This window comes from Mycobacterium sp. Aquia_216, assembly GCF_026723865.1.
In the GTDB taxonomy this organism is placed as follows: Bacteria; Actinomycetota; Actinomycetes; order Mycobacteriales; family Mycobacteriaceae; genus Mycobacterium.
In genome coordinates this window covers 4,549,199-4,563,623 of the sequence record NZ_CP113529.1, presented here as the reverse complement: position 1 = coordinate 4,563,623, position 14,425 = coordinate 4,549,199, and the positions used below count along the sequence as shown (strand labels likewise).

Below are 14,425 nucleotides of genomic sequence, written 5' to 3'. Positions count from 1 at the left end.
TGCACCCCGGCTGGGCCGCGGCCCAGCCAGCGCGGGCGCAACTGGGTGGGCTAGTTCGTGGGGTTCCATACGGGGTTTTCCACTGCTAGCAAGATTTCGGACTTGGGCAGATCGATGAACTTCTGCTCGTCCGGGCGGATGTTGGCGTTGTAGGTAGCCGAGGTGAATGCTTCGTTGAAATCTTCGAGTGTGTCGAACCAGATCTCGGTGACACCGTCGAAGGTTGAATCGGGATATCCGCGCAGTCCCGATGGGATGGTGTGGCTTTGAATGTACTTGCGGCACAGGCGCTGTACCGTCGGATCCGCCATGAACGTCTTGGCGTGGATCGTGCGGTGGTAGTCGATGAACTGTTCGTGCGTCATGCTCGCTGGTCGCCGCATGAGGGCAATGAATTTGACGGTCACGGCTGTCTCCTTCCAAAGTGATTGACGCCGATCACCCGCAGCGTAAGAACGAGATCACCGCCTCGTCACTGACGATCAGTGCCACGGCACTATCAATCCGTGCCGGGGCATTGTCGCCCTCCAGTGCGCCGGGCGGGGTCTACCGGGGACGAGGTGATGACCGGTACGTGGCCGGGGTCATCGCGGTGAGCTGACGGAAGGCTCGGTAGAACTGCGCGTCGGTGGCAAATCCACAAGCTTGGCCGACCGCACTCACCGGACGATCGGGCTGGTTGCGCAGCATGAGCATCGCCGTCTCCACACGAAGTTGACGCAGGCGGCCCATGACCGAATGCTCGCTGCCTTCGAAGAGTCGGTACACGGTCCTTCTCGACAGCAGACAGCCGTGCGCGATGGCATCGACGTCTAGCCGCGGATCGCCCATGTGCGTTCGAAGGAAGGACATCACCTGCTCGCGCCGCACGAAATCGGGCAGGTCGGTAGGTGTATGGCGCATGGCCGCTAAACCGAGCAGGGAGGTGATCAGCCCCGTGGCGTGCCGGGCGAGCAACGCCGCACCGTGCGGGTCGGTGGTCTGCCTCGCGGCGAGTGATCCGAAGAAGGCGTTCGCCGCGCCTGCCGCCCCCTCAGAATCGAGCGCCACCGCAAGCAGTTCGTCCGAACGCCGAAGACCGGCCATCGCGTAAGCCTGCTCGACAGGAAGGTGGACGATCACTTGCTCCCAAGGTCCATCGAAGGTGAGGGAGAAGGGTTGTGAAGTCTCGTAGAAAACCATCGAGCCCGGTGTGAGCACAGCCGTATGTCCGGCCTGTTCGAGCACACCCCGCCCCACGGCTTGGAAGGTCCCGTAGAGGTATTCCTCATCCTCGCGGCTGCGAGCAATCAGTGACCTGCTACGGCTGACCCGTTCTCCACTCGCGCGGATGACGGACAGGTCGAAGTCCGGGTATCTGCCGTGAATGACCTCGCCTGAGAAGGTCTGCTTCGAGTGGGGCGTGGTGCTTAGCCTGACGTAGATGTCGCATACCACCTCACGCCAGTAGTCGACCGCCTCGTCTTGTCGCACTGCCGCGGTGGACCATACGGCGACCCCGGTCGCAGGCTGTTTCGAACTGCCATTGCGCAGACTCATCGCGACCGCCTCCCAGAGGCCTCCGTTTTTGAAATGGAGCCCCTCTGCTCACTGAAGTAATTCTGCCGCACGCCAAACATCGTTTGGCTGCTGGTCGCCGCGCGGACAGCGGTGAACGCCCGCCTCGGGTCTTTCGAAACGTGTTTCGGCTGATCCTTCGCGGGTAGCCCACAACAGCCACGCCGCAGCTAGCGGTGGCTTCAGGAGTCAAGATGAGTACCACGAAACAAAATGGGTCGCAGGAAACCGGGCAGCACGAGGTCAGCGAAGGCACAGATCGGCCGGAAGGCACCGTTGACGAGGACGCTAACGCGCCGCTCACCGATATGACAAAGACAGACGTGCAGCGCAACCCGGAAACAATTCCTCCGCAGGCCGCGGGATCAGCCGTGCCGCCCGACGAGGGACGCCAGCAAAGCTCCGCCGAGGAGGGCACCGCTGGCCGCGGGGAGAACGAACAACAAAGCCCGGACACGGGCGACGCGGGGAACTCGGCTGCCGCTCACGGATCCGGGCACGAACACGATGATCACGGCGTCGGTCCGACCCACACGCCGGGGACGGGTCGCGCCGAAAACTGATCACGCCGAATGACGGACTTGGTCGGCTTACCGCATCGATTTCTGTTCGGCGCCTGACATGTTCGCTGCGACGATGGACGCCGCCCACCGTGCTGACCGAGACGTTGCGCGGAGGGCGTGAGCGTTGCGCCCACGCCGATGCTGTCGGCTCATGACTACGAACCCACGGACGACTGCGGCGTTGGCCTAGCTGGCCGGGACTGTATCGGTGCGGCAATTCAGGGGATCAGGATGTAGCTGATCCCCGGGACTTGTGCGACGGTGCGCGTGTCGAATTCGTGGAAGCCTGTGGTGCGGTATCCGTTGGCTGCGCTGGCCCCGTAACCGGCGTTCATTTCGGTGATCGTTATGTTGTTGCCGTTGACGGCGTCGACCCAGGCGACGTGTCCGACGCCCCCGACGAGCGAGCTGCTGAAGACAGCGATCGAGCGGGGTTGCGCGTCGTTGACGACGGTCCAGCCCGCCGCTTGGGCTTGGTTCGCCCAGTTTTCGGCATTCCCGGTAAGCGCCCTGATGTAGTAGCCGGTGTGGGCGTGTATCTGTTCCTGGGCCCCCCAAGTGCAGTAGCCCTCGTAGTCGCCGCTAAGCGGGTTGTGATCGATCGTGCGACCTATGGTCGCGGCCGGATCCCCGCTGGCCGGTGCCGGCGCCATCGATGCTCCCAGTGAGATTGCGCTGCTCACGGCGACGGCGGCCACAACTCCGCTGCGCTTCATACGCGTCCTCTCGCAGGACCATCAACCCGTTACCTTCCTGTTATCGCCGCGAGACCAATATTCGTTTCACGCGTCGGATCCGAGCACAATCAGCCGGTCGCAGCGAGGTTGTCACTCGGGTACGAGTTTGATCGCGATGTGCAGCTATTGCTTCCGGTTGAGAAGCTGGCAGAAATGAACCACCTTGCGGTGCCGTCTGTTACTAGCGTTCGCAACATCGGTATGGCCGCCGCTGTGCCGGTGGCGTTAGCCTTGTCCGTCAGCTTGTTCGGACAAAAGCAGATTTCCTCCGACGCCATAACGACCGATCTTCCCTTGGATGGAGCGCATTAGCGGGGCCGCTTGGTCGTCGTGAAAGTTCGATCTGAAATCCAGGCCGGAGCCAACCAAGTTGCTCGCCCAGGAAACTTCGGTGAGAAATACCGCGCGAGCCCAGTCAATCTTCGAGAGGGGTTCCTTCCGCCAAATGGCCTTCCCGAGTCGGGCCACAAGGGTGTCGAAGCTTTCACGGTCGGGTAGACCTAGCGCTCGTACCATGACGAGTTGATTGCGGATCGGCCCACCGTATTCGTTGAGGCCGTGGGAAAGTAGGTCCCGCTCATCGTCCGTCAGGTCGATGTCGACGAGCTCCGTCGTGGTCATGGATTCAGCCTAACCAGGCGTCTGGGGATCAATGGTGGTCGTCTTCCCAGGGTTCTTCGGCGGCGTCGCCAAGCACGTGTGGTCCGTGCCAGTGTGGTGGCGGTGCCAACGTGGGCCCAATGGGTGCGCCGGGGCCACCGGGAAGCATTGGTCCTTCCTTAATCGACGGGGCTGTCGACTTTGGGACTGGTTGTGCTTCAACTGGTGGTCGCGGGGCGGCGGGCGGCGTGGACTCAGCTGGGGCAGGTTTCGGCGCGGGAAGAGGGCCGTCAGAAAGTTGTCCGGGCGGAATGGATGGTTCGCGGGCAACAATCTTTGGACGATTGTTCTCGTCGCCTAACACGTACCCGATACCGTCTTGCGGCTTGAACACGGTTCCGCAGTCGAGACCGCCCGGATCACGGATCACGATCACATTATTTTTCGGGTCATACAGCACTGGCGCACCGTCTCTCGCTCGACCAACTATCAGATCCTTGGGATCGCGGGTGAACATGTTGTGTATGAGGTCGGCAAGCTGATCCTTGGTCATCCCAGGGAACTCAGCGAGGTGGCCGTCGGGCCCACTTGCGTGTCCATATGCGATCTTTTGCGCGGCCCGCATCAACGGGTCGTTGCTCCAACCGCCTGGCGGAGGTTCGGGTTCTGGATTCGGAGCGTCCTTGAACGTGTGCAGATCAACTGCGTGAATTTTCGGCTTGTTGTCGCGGGGCGCAGCTGGCGGTTCAGGGAAGGTCACCGCGTTGAGGGGCGCCGTGGCCGCGCTGATCCTGCCGGCGACCTCTTGGTCGAGGGTGGCCAACTGAACCGCGCGTTCGCGAATCTGGGCGGCGTACATCTGCGCTTGAGCCTGAGCTGCGGCACCACCGCGCGACGGGGTCACCGAAAGGTCTTCACCCACAACATAACCGGCGGCGCTGGCGTCCCTGGCCACATCCAGCACACTCCGCTTGGCTGAATGGAGGGTCTCGGCACCCCGACACGCGATCGCCGCCGACTCATGCAGGACATCGGCCAGTCCCCGCACCTTTACAAGATCAGCGAAGGCGCGCTCCTGTGCGGCCTCGGCAGCAACACCTTCCCAGACCGTCCCACCCGGTGACACGGAAGCCCGATGAATTGAGGTAAACGACGTTTCCCAATGCTGTGCGGTGGCGGTCCAGTCCCTGGCTGCGTTTTCTAGGTGGGCGACGTCCCACGCTTGGATTTCTGACAGGCTGGGCACCCCCACACCGACAACCCCGGCCACTGGTCACACCTGAGTGATCGAGGTACCTAGAGCAGCAACGCTCTGGGCCCCAGCGCAGTCGCTTGCAACGAACTCAGCGCCGGCTACAGCGGCTCTGACCGCGCTTGCCTGCGCTCTTGCCGCCAAGGTGGTGATCACGGCGCGAGGTCATGCGGCGTCATTGCGGGGTGTGGCAGATGCCGCCCGGATTTGTCTCGACGGATAGCCCTTGGGGCACCGGCAGATTCGCGCATGAGGTGGTCCTTAACCGAGGCAGTCTGCGGCCGTCGTCAGTTCCGCCGACATGTTCCGCTCCATCATCTTGAGCGCCGCCGTGCCCAACTGTTCGTCGATGTGGGCGACCGCGTCCGTCGGAACGACGATCTGCAAATGGCGCACATAGGCGTCGAGGGCGGTGTACAGGATGCACTGCTCGGTAACCTGCCCGGTCAGGATCAACCGCTCGGTGCCGAGGCGATTGAGTAGGTATTCCAGCGAGGTCGAATAGAACGCGCTGTGGCGAACCTTGGTCATCACCCGGCTGCCCTTCGCCGGCACGATCGGGTCCACCAGCTCGGGACGTGCGCCGTGGCACGCTGATTCGACGAGGTCGGAGAATTCGGCGGTGAAGTCACCGTAGTTGTCGTTCACATAAATCAGATCGACGTCCTCGGACTCGCGGGCGCATCGGACCAGAGCGGCCAGCGGATCGATAATTTCGCCGACATTGGGTATCAGTTCTTCGGCGTCGGGATGCTGATAATCGTTCATCATGTCGACCACCAAGACAGCGGTATCACTCATGCTGAGGTGATACCCGGCGAATACTTGTTGACACGGCTCGGGCGACAATGGAAGGGCGATGGACTTTTACAACAGTTACAGCCACGGGTTCGTCCGGGTCGCCGCGTGCACACACCACACGACGCTCGGCGATCCGGCGGCCAATGCTGCGTCGGTGTTGCGGTTGGCCGGCGAGTGCCATGACGAGGGTGTCGCCCTGGCCGTCTTCCCGGAATTGACGCTGTCCGGCTACTCGATCGAGGACATCGTCCTGCAAGACCTCTTGCTCGACGACGTCGAAGCGGCGCTTGCCGACGTCGTCGCCAGCTCTGCCGACCTACTGCCCGTCCTGGTCGTCGGCGCCCCCCTGCGCTCCCGGCAGCGCATCTACAACACCGCGGTCGTCGTCCACCGAGGCGCGGTGCTCGGGGTGGTACCCAAGTCGTATCTGCCCACCTATCGCGAGTTCTACGAGCGCCGCCAACTCACACCCGGCGACGACGAGCGCGGCGTCATCCGCATCGGCGATATCGAGGCGCCATTCGGACCCGATCTGCTGTTCGCGGCATCCGACCTGTCCGATTTCGTGCTGCACGTCGAAATCTGCGAGGACATGTTCGTGCCGATTCCGCCGAGTGCGGAAGCGGCGCTGGCCGGTGCGACGGTGCTGGCGAACCTATCCGGCAGCCCGATCACGATCGGGCGTGCCGAGGACCGTGCGCTGCTGGCCCGTTCGGCGTCGTCGCGATGCCTGGCCGCCTACGTCTATGCCGCCGCAGGGGCGGGCGAGTCGACGACCGACCTGGCCTGGGACGGGCAGACCATGATCTTCGAAAACGGGGTGCTGCTGGCCGAATCCGAGCGCTTCCCGAAGGGAGAACGTCGTTCGGTGGCCGATGTCGACACCGGGCTGCTTCGCTCGGAGCGGCTCCGGATGGGAACTTTCGACGACAACCGGCGCCATCATCGCCCGTCGGCGGAGTCCTTCCGGCGCATCGAGTTTCGGCTCGATCCGCCCGCCGGTGACATCGGACTACGGCGAACGATCGAGCGCTTTCCGTTCGTCCCCGCGGATCCGAAACGGCTGGAACAGGATTGCTACGAGGGCTATAACATCCAGGTGTCCGGGCTCGAACAACGGTTGCGTGCGCTGGACTTCCCGAAGGTTGTCATCGGGATCTCCGGTGGGCTGGATTCGACGCACGCGCTTATCGTCGCCGCGCGCGCGATGGACCGTGAGAACCGGCCCCGCAGCGACATTCTCGCGTTCACCCTGCCGGGTTTCGCGACGGGCGATCGCACCAAACGCAATGCGACCGAGCTGTGCCGCGCGCTCGGCGTGACCTTCTCCGAAATCGACATCCGCGACACGGCACAGCTGATGCTCAAAGAGATGGATCACCCGTTCTCCCGCGGCGAGAAGGTCTACGACGTTACCTTCGAGAACGTTCAGGCCGGCCTGCGCACCGACTACCTGTTCCGGCTGGCCAATCAGCGCGGCGGCATCGTGCTGGGTACCGGCGATCTCTCCGAGCTCGGACTGGGCTGGTCGACATACGGTGTCGGCGACCAGATGTCGCACTACAACGTCAACGCGGGAGTACCCAAGACGCTGATCCAGCACCTGATTCGCTGGGTGATCGCATCGGGGCAGTTCGAGTCGGACGTCACCGAGGTGCTGCAGTCGGTGCTCGACACCGAGATCACTCCCGAACTCATTCCGAGCGGCGAGGAAGAAGAGCTGCAGAGCAGCGAAGCCAAGGTCGGACCCTTCGCCTTGCAAGACTTTTCGCTGTTTCATGTGCTGCGCTACGGATTCAGGCCGTCTAAGATCGCGTTCTTGGCCTGGCATGCGTGGAGCGATCCCGAGCGTGGCCGCTGGCCGGTGGGGTTCCCCGAGGACAAGCGGCCGTCGTATCCGCTCAAGGAGATCCGACACTGGCTGCAGATCTTCGTGCAGCGGTTCTACTCGTTCAGTCAGTTCAAACGTTCGGCGTTGCCCAACGGTCCCAAGGTGTCCCACGGCGGCGCGCTGTCGCCGCGCGGAGACTGGCGTGCCCCGTCGGACATGTCCGCGCGTATCTGGCTCGACGAGATCGACCGCGAGGTGCCCGAAGACTGACGGCGCGCGAAACAGATGTGCCGCGAGATGCGGGCACCTCCTGCGCGAGCGTAACGCCACGGCGAAAAATCGGATGGTGGATTCGCCGCGGCGTTACGCTCGCGAGCGGGGCGTAGATCGCTCGCGAGGTGCCCGAAGACTGGCGCCGTTCACGACGGTGCCGAAAGAACGACCTCGCGTACCCGGTCCAGTGCGTTGGCCAGTTCGGTGAGTGACGGTGTGCCCAGTGCCAGCCGCAGTGCATTGGGCGGATGTGCTGTGACGCAGAACGCCTCGGCGGTCGAGACCAGAATGCCTTGGTCTGCCAACTCGTGCGCGACGTAGTCGCCGCGCACATTCTCGGGTAGCGGTAGCCAACCGTAATAGCACGAGGAATGGGCATGGTATTGAAGCCCTTTCAACGCGCGACGGGTGATCCCCTGGCGTTCTCGCGCATCGTTGCGGCGCTGTTTTTCCAGCCGGGTGACCGTGCCGTCGGCGAGCCAGCCGGTGACCAGTGTGGACACCAGGCTCGAAGTACCCCAACTCGAGGTTCGCACCGCCTGTTTGGCCCGCGAGATGTGTTCGTCCGGCACCACGACGAACCCGAACCGCAGTCCGGTGGCAACGTTTTTCGACAGACCGGCGACGTGCAGAGTGCGCTCCGGGGCCAGCGTGTACATCGTTGGCCCACTGTGGGGTTCCAGGAACGCGTAGGTGCCGTCCTCGATCACCGCGCAATCGTGACGACGGGTGATCTCGGCCAGGCGTGACCGCTGCTCGCGCGACATGACGTATCCGAGCGGGTTGTGCAGCGTGGGCATCGTGTAGACCGCCACCACCGGGCGGGTGGAGCACAGCGCCGCCAGCGCGTCGAGATCCGGACCGTCGGGACCGGAGGGAAACGAAACCAGTTCCAGGGCGCGGTCGTCGGCGATCAGCTTGATCCCGGGATAGGTGAGTTCCTCGACCGCGATGATCGCCCCGGGGCGCGCCAGCACCCGCAGCGCGATGTCCAGCCCATGCTGGGATCCCGCCGTCAACACGACATTGTTGGGCGGCACGTCGATCCCACGGTCGAGCAGATACGTGGCGACCGCAGACTTGTCGCTGGTTCGTCCACCCGGGGAGTGCTGGATTAGCACCGATTGCAGGTCGCCGGTTGCGGCCAGGTGCCGCAGGGCCCCACGCAACTGTTCGGTCTGATCGGCGGATAACGGCTGGTTGAACGACAAGTCGGCAACTCGGGATGCCGGCGGGATTCGGCGCCCGTCCAGTCCACCGTAGCCACCCTGGTCGCGGACGAACGTGCCGCGACCCGGCTCACCGGCGACCAGGCCCGCCCGGCCGAGCTGGGCATAGACGCGAGTCGCGGTGGCCAGGGCGATGCCATGCCGGCGGGCCAGTTCCCGATGGGTGGGCAGCCGGGTGCCGGGTGGCAGCCGACCGTTGCGGATCTGCTCGGTCAGCTGATCCACGATCGTGGTGTAGCGACTGGGCGGCACCGATAGCCCACCTTGTATCTAGGACAATTTCTCGATTGTTCTATCACACCTGGATACGCTGACGGAAGAGCGCCAACCAGCCCGTGAGTCGCGTGGACGGCGCACTATCAGAGGTAGGAGTCATCCATTTCGACGATCGAAATCAGCACCGGCACAATCTATTACGAAGCCTTCGGGCCTGCGCACGGCAGGCCGATCGGTCTGGTCGGGTGGATGCCGGAGTTTTCCGGAGCCACCCGGGTGTTCGGGTCTCGCGTCGAGTCGCTCTTCGTCGGTTGCGGCTTGATCGGCTGGTGGCTGGCCGTGGTGCCATCTGTGCGGCACGCCGGCATCGGCGTTGTCGTCGCCATCTTCCTCCACACGATGGCAGCAGTCACTCTTGTAGTCGCGAAAGCCTTGCCGTGCAACGACAGTGGCTTGACCTTCGCGTTGGCGTCCGCCGTCTACACACTGCTGTTCGCTCAACTGCAATACCTTGGCCGGCTGCGCATCGAGAGTTCGCGATGATGCCGGCCGCACGCGCCGCCACGGAGACGGTGGCCATGCCCAGCACTACGCGGGGGTGCCGAGGGTTCACCGAACACGACCCGCGTCAATCGCCGTTGGTGTCTCTGCGGCGAGTCAGACCGAACGACGGACCTGCTTTGATTCGCATGCATCAACGTTGCAGTCTTGCAACCCGGTATTCCAGATGGTTGGCGCCGAGCTCGATCTTCCCGGGGTCGTATCTCCGATCGCTGCTTGCATGCAGTCCCGAACATATCGCGATCGCGGCGGTGTGTGGCGGCCGGTCATCGCGCATAGTCGGATTGGCCAGTGCCGCAGCGACTCCGGATGGTTGCCGCGAGCTCGGCTTCCTGATTGAGGATCAGTATCAGCGGCTGGGGATCGGCAACGCAATGCTCAGCACGCTGATGAATCTGATCGGGCCGGACGAAGGCCTGCAGGTATCCGCGCTGTTCGAGAATCACTGGTTGGTGGGCAAGCTGTCCCGATTCGGGACGGTCGTGACTCACCTCGACAACAACATCATCGATGCGCGGGTGATCCGAGCGCCACGCTGACCGCATGACCAGTTTCGTCAGGGAAGGTGTTCTCCGGCGGGGGAACCGTGGTCCAGTCGGCTTTCCGCACGATAATCACGATGTGACGCGAAAGTTGCTGCTGCGCTGCAAATGAAGGAGGGCGTGGACCGCATCGTCGTCACCGGGCGTATTTCCTCCACTACCGCAACGATATTGGCGACACGATCCGTCGCCTCACCGCGCTTGCGGAGGTCGGTGTGGATGCGCCGTTAACTCCCTACCCGCCGGACATGGCCGCGATCGTTCAACGCGGTCGCCGCTAAGCCCGTCACCATCGCGATGGGTACCAAGACGGAGATGCCCTCGGTGGGGCCAACTGGCGGCAGCCGGGATCAAGCGGGGCGGCGCTTTAACACCACGCTGCCGCAGCGGGCAGGCCGCTGCGGCAGCGCTGGCTCGAGTGGCCTCCCGGGTGCGATGACACGGGGATGCCGGTCCGAGATGTGGCCGCCTCATCGAGTGGTCAAGGGGCTACGCCCTTGCGCGGCGCCAGCCCTGGTATTGCAGCTCGGCAAAGAACAGGGTGTAGATGCCGGATCCCAATGTGACGACCACACCGGTGGCGGTCAACGGAAAGATGTCCGCGAGCACCAGAACGACGGCGGCCACGGTGTAGAGCAGGTTGCCGAGCACGACGGCCATGCCGGCGCGACGCACCGACGGCAGTGCGGCCAGCCAGAGCACGAGCACGCCGTAACCGATCAAGAACGCGGCCATGCCGTACTCGAACTCCTTCGTGGTGCCGGACACCTCGGCCAGGTAACCGGCCAATGGGACGCCGGCGAGGCCGACCAGGCCGCTGATGGCGGCGTCGGCGCGCATCGCGAGGCGAAGAAAGCCGTCGCGAGTGGCTTTGCGGTCAAGAGTGGTGGCGGACATAACGTTCCCTTCTGGTTGGGTGGTACCGAGGTCATCGACGTTGCTCGGAAACCACTGCCAGATGGACGCCAGACGCTGCCACCTACTGCCAACCGCAGGTCAGCCGGGGTGCGACTCCAGAGCGGGCCTACCGCTCGTAGGTGCCGGTGAGTGTGCCGCGGGCCAGTACATGCCCGGCCATCACGGCCAGCAGGGCCTTGGCGGTTCCGACGGTGTCCGGGATCGGCTGGTCGATCGCGAACACGTGGAAGCGGTAGCGATGTACCCCGTGGCCGGGAATCGGTCGTGGACCGGCATACCCGCGATGACCCAGGTCGGCCCGGATGAATCGAATCCCCGGTGTTCCCGGCTGCAACGCGCCCGCCGCGACACTGGCCACCGTCGGGTCGATCACCGCGACCGTGTGCAACAGCGGTCGGGGCAGCGGCACATCGACGTCGTCGATGATGAGCACCACCTGCCGGGTTTCGGGTGGCAGCCCGTCCCAGCGCAGGTGTGGTGACGTGTTGTCGCCGACGCCCTTGCCGGCGCTGGACGCCGGCAGCGCGGCGCCGCCGGTGAAGGCCGCGCTGGTCACCACGATCGATTCCGGCGCAGCAAAGCCACTTCCGGACAACGGGCTGCGATGTTCGCTGGATCGAACTCCGCGTAGTAGCTTCCCCAGCAATGCCATTACGCGCCGCTCCCGGTGCCGCGCATAGCGACCGCGCTCGACCGCAGCAGGTCGCCGAGTTCGGCGGGCAGGTAGCCCTGCGCCGCCAGCCGGGGCATGACGCCGCCGCTTTCGATGATCTCGAGGATCAGGTCGGGCAGCCGGGGCACCGTCCCCGACTTTCCGGTGCTGTCGTTGCGCCAGCTGCCCTCGGACAGGTTGAACGTTCCGGTATCGCCCTCGCTGAACACGGTGGTGGCGTTGGGCAAGGTGATCGCGGGCAGCCCGGCGTTGACGGCATTGCGAAAAAATAGCGAGTTGAACTCTTCGGCGACGAGTCCGGCGATGCCAAGCTCGGTGAACAACGATGCGACCGGTCGCGACGATCCGATCCCGAAGTTCATGCCGGCCAGCACGATATCGCCCGGTGAAACCTGATCGGTCCAACCCGGTCGGACCTCGTAAAAGATGTGCTTGGCCGCTTCGGGGGGATCCATCTTCATCGCGAAGGCGGGGTACATGGCATCGGTGTTGAGGTTGTCGCCGAACACCCAGACCTTGCCGGAGAAGCTCACCGTCATGCCGCCACGCTCCTCGGGTCGGTGATGTACCCGGCGATCGCCGACGCCGCGACGGTGGCCGGTGAGGCCATGAAGATCTCGGCCTCGGTGCTGCCCATGCGTCCGGTGAAGTTGCGCGTGCTGGAGGTGATGCACACCTCGCCGGGCCCGATGACCCCCATGTGATAGCCGAAACAAGCGCCGCAGGTCGAGTTGGTGATGACGCCGCCCGCGTCGGCGATGTCCTGTAAATACCCCAGCCGCATGGCTTGTCGATACACCGCCTGGGAGGCCGGCGTGACCAGCAGCCGCACCCCCGGGGCGACCGTCTTGCCGCGCAGCAGTTGTGCGGCGATTTCGAGGTCCTCGAGTTGACCGTTCGCGCACGATCCGATGAAGGCCTGGTCCACCCTCTGCCTACTCAACTGCGAGACGGGCAGCCCGTTGCGGCTGACGGTACCCGGCCGCGCCACATAGGGCTCCAGCATCGACAGGTCGACGTGCCGCACGTCGTGGTAGGTGGCGTCGGAATCCGGTGCCGCCGAGGTATATCCGGCGACTCCGGTGCCGTCGAGGAAGCGCGCCAACACGTCGTCGGCTTCGAAGGTGCTGAAGTCGGCTGACACCTCGGCGCCCTGGGTTGCGATGGTGCGCCGGTCGTGCATCGGGATGCCGGCCAGGCCCGGGCCGCCGAATTCCAGGTTCAGGTTGGCGGCGTCGCCATACTTGTCGGCGATGTGCAAGAAAATGTCCTTGCCACTCACCGTGTTTGGCTTGACGCCGTCGAGCTCATAGCGGACCGTCGGTGCGACTTGGAACCAGGTGGTGCCGGTGCACATGATCGAGTACACCTCGGCAGGGCCCAGCCCACGGGCAGCGGTGTTGTAGGCACCGGCGGCGCAGGTGTGAGAGTCGGTGCAGGCCAGTACTTCTCCGGGCCGGGCCAGGCCGTTCTCGGCAATGACCTGATGGCAGATGCCGTGGCGGCCGACGTCGTAGAACCGTTCGATGCCGAAGTCGGCCACGAATTTGCGGGCATGCGGACCGCCGGCAGCGTCCTTGATGGTCGGCGCCGGGACGGCGTGGTCCATGACAACAGCCAGCTTGTCCGGGTCATTGATCCTTTTCGGCTGTATCCACATGGTGGCGAACTGCAGATCGATCAGCACGGTCATATCGACGTCGACGACGATGGTGTCACCCGGCGACACGGACTCCAGGCCGGCTTTGCGTGCAAAGATCTTTTCGATGATGGTCATGCCCATGATGGGTCCTTACCTGCGTAGCGGGTGTCGAGCTCTAGCCACTCGGACATGCCAACCAGGTTGAAGAAGTCCGCGGGGCTGGTGGGCAGGTAGTCTGCAACATCGCTGCCATTGAGCTGGCAAAGGCTTTGCAGCATACCGAATGTCGCCTGCATCAGCAGGTTGCTCGGATGGATCGCGATTGCGTAACCCAGTTCGTGCAGCCGTGACGCCGATTCCAGCGGCGTCAGCCCGCCGAGCACCAGATTGATCAGCAGGGGAGCGTCGACTTCGTGCGCGATGCGTTCGATTTCCTGCTCGTCCTGTGGGGCCTCGACGAAGATGATGTCCGCGCCGGCGTCGGCATAGCGATTGGCCCGCTCGATCGCGGCGTCCAGTCCGAGCGGAGCGCGAGCGTCGGTGCGGGCCACGATGAGGAGGTTGTCGTCGGACCTGGCATCCAGCGCGGCCGCCAGCGTCTGTTCGAACACCGCGGCATCGACGACCTGTTTGTCGGGCAGATGACCGCACCGCTTCGGAAATACCTGATCTTCCAACTGAATTGCGGCTACCCCCGCTGACTCATAGGAGCGGACGGTACGGACGACGTTCATCGGTGCGCCGTAGCCGGTGTCGGCGTCGGCGATCAGGGGAACATCGCCGAGGGCACCGGCGATCGTCCGGACCCGGTCCGACATTTCCGTCGCGGTGACCAACCCGATGTCGGGCAGGCCGAAGCCCGATGCGGCGACGCCTGCGCCGGTCATATACGCCGCGGCGTGGCCGGTGCGCTTGGTCAGCTGCGCGGAGATACCGTCGAAAACTCCTGGCGCGATGATCAGTTCGTGCGCGTTCAGTAGCTCTCGCAGCCGTTGGCGGGCCTTAACAGTGCCAGTGCTGGCCATGGCCG

At 64.2% G+C, this 14,425-nt stretch carries 16 protein-coding genes; 4 read left to right on the top strand and 12 right to left on the bottom strand.

Going from position 1 to position 14,425, the window contains the following annotated elements; all coding sequences use genetic code 11:
- Positions 1-50: 50 nt before the first annotated feature.
- Both OK015_RS21285 and OK015_RS21280 read right to left on the bottom strand, forming a co-directional pair.
- Positions 51-407, bottom strand: coding sequence for an EthD domain-containing protein (locus OK015_RS21285; RefSeq protein ID WP_268125940.1), 357 nt, complete (start codon positions 405-407; stop codon positions 51-53).
- Between the two features lie 139 nt (positions 408-546).
- Complete coding sequence (locus OK015_RS21280) at positions 547-1,539, bottom strand: helix-turn-helix domain-containing protein (RefSeq protein ID WP_268125939.1); 993 nt, start codon at positions 1,537-1,539, stop codon at positions 547-549.
- 212 nt (positions 1,540-1,751) lie between these two features.
- On the opposite strand from OK015_RS21280, the gene OK015_RS21275 reads away from it, so the two are divergent.
- On the top strand, positions 1,752-2,120 hold the full coding sequence (locus OK015_RS21275; RefSeq protein WP_268125937.1) for a hypothetical protein: 369 nt from the start codon (positions 1,752-1,754) through the stop codon (positions 2,118-2,120).
- A 218-nt stretch (positions 2,121-2,338) separates the two neighbouring features.
- On the opposite strand, the gene OK015_RS21270 is transcribed toward OK015_RS21275, so the two are convergent.
- From OK015_RS21270 to OK015_RS21255, 4 genes are all read right to left on the bottom strand, one after another.
- Complete coding sequence (locus tag OK015_RS21270; protein ID WP_268125935.1) at positions 2,339-2,836, bottom strand: CHAP domain-containing protein; 498 nt, start codon at positions 2,834-2,836, stop codon at positions 2,339-2,341.
- Between the two features lie 246 nt (positions 2,837-3,082).
- Positions 3,083-3,478, bottom strand: coding sequence for a hypothetical protein (locus OK015_RS21265; RefSeq protein ID WP_268125933.1), 396 nt, complete (start codon positions 3,476-3,478; stop codon positions 3,083-3,085).
- A 28-nt stretch (positions 3,479-3,506) separates the two neighbouring features.
- Positions 3,507-4,727: a WXG100 family type VII secretion target gene (locus OK015_RS21260; protein WP_268125931.1), complete on the bottom strand. Its 1,221-nt coding sequence runs from the start codon at positions 4,725-4,727 to the stop codon at positions 3,507-3,509.
- A 243-nt stretch (positions 4,728-4,970) separates the two neighbouring features.
- Positions 4,971-5,510, bottom strand: a complete 540-nt coding sequence (locus OK015_RS21255) for a cysteine hydrolase family protein (protein ID WP_268125930.1) — start codon at positions 5,508-5,510, stop codon at positions 4,971-4,973.
- 58 nt (positions 5,511-5,568) lie between these two features.
- Between OK015_RS21255 and OK015_RS21250 the strand changes: the two genes are divergently transcribed.
- Complete coding sequence (locus tag OK015_RS21250) at positions 5,569-7,611, top strand: NAD(+) synthase (protein WP_268125929.1); 2,043 nt, start codon at positions 5,569-5,571, stop codon at positions 7,609-7,611.
- Between the two features lie 149 nt (positions 7,612-7,760).
- On the opposite strand, the gene OK015_RS21245 is transcribed toward OK015_RS21250, so the two are convergent.
- Entirely contained in the window at positions 7,761-9,095 is a 1,335-nt protein-coding gene (locus OK015_RS21245) for an aminotransferase-like domain-containing protein (RefSeq protein WP_268125928.1), read from the bottom strand.
- A 213-nt stretch (positions 9,096-9,308) separates the two neighbouring features.
- Here OK015_RS21245 and OK015_RS21240 point away from each other — a divergent pair, with 213 nt between their 5' ends.
- Both OK015_RS21240 and OK015_RS21235 read left to right on the top strand, forming a co-directional pair.
- On the top strand, positions 9,309-9,602 hold the full coding sequence (locus OK015_RS21240) for a hypothetical protein (protein ID WP_268125927.1): 294 nt from the start codon (positions 9,309-9,311) through the stop codon (positions 9,600-9,602).
- Between the two features lie 188 nt (positions 9,603-9,790).
- The gene (locus OK015_RS21235; RefSeq protein ID WP_268125925.1) at positions 9,791-10,159 is read left to right on the top strand and encodes a hypothetical protein; all 369 of its coding nucleotides are present in this window, start codon (positions 9,791-9,793) and stop codon (positions 10,157-10,159) included.
- A 492-nt stretch (positions 10,160-10,651) separates the two neighbouring features.
- Here the strand turns inward: OK015_RS21235 and OK015_RS21230 are convergent, their stop codons facing one another.
- The 5 genes from OK015_RS21230 to OK015_RS21210 form a co-directional block, all read right to left on the bottom strand.
- Positions 10,652-11,059 carry a hypothetical protein gene (locus OK015_RS21230; RefSeq protein ID WP_268125923.1) on the bottom strand — a complete coding sequence of 136 codons (408 nt, stop codon included), beginning with the start codon at positions 11,057-11,059 and terminating at the stop codon, positions 10,652-10,654.
- 127 nt (positions 11,060-11,186) lie between these two features.
- Complete coding sequence (locus OK015_RS21225; protein ID WP_268125922.1) at positions 11,187-11,732, bottom strand: YbhB/YbcL family Raf kinase inhibitor-like protein; 546 nt, start codon at positions 11,730-11,732, stop codon at positions 11,187-11,189.
- Positions 11,732-12,292, bottom strand: coding sequence for a LeuD/DmdB family oxidoreductase small subunit (locus tag OK015_RS21220; protein WP_268125921.1), 561 nt, complete (start codon positions 12,290-12,292; stop codon positions 11,732-11,734). The genes OK015_RS21225 and OK015_RS21220 overlap by 1 nt, the downstream gene beginning before the upstream one ends.
- The gene (locus OK015_RS21215) at positions 12,289-13,536 is read right to left on the bottom strand and encodes a 3-isopropylmalate dehydratase large subunit (protein WP_268125920.1); all 1,248 of its coding nucleotides are present in this window, start codon (positions 13,534-13,536) and stop codon (positions 12,289-12,291) included. Before OK015_RS21215 ends, OK015_RS21220 begins: the two co-directional genes overlap by 4 nt.
- Complete coding sequence (locus OK015_RS21210) at positions 13,527-14,420, bottom strand: isocitrate lyase/PEP mutase family protein (protein WP_268125919.1); 894 nt, start codon at positions 14,418-14,420, stop codon at positions 13,527-13,529. The genes OK015_RS21215 and OK015_RS21210 overlap by 10 nt, the downstream gene beginning before the upstream one ends.
- Positions 14,421-14,425: the final 5 nt, after the last annotated feature.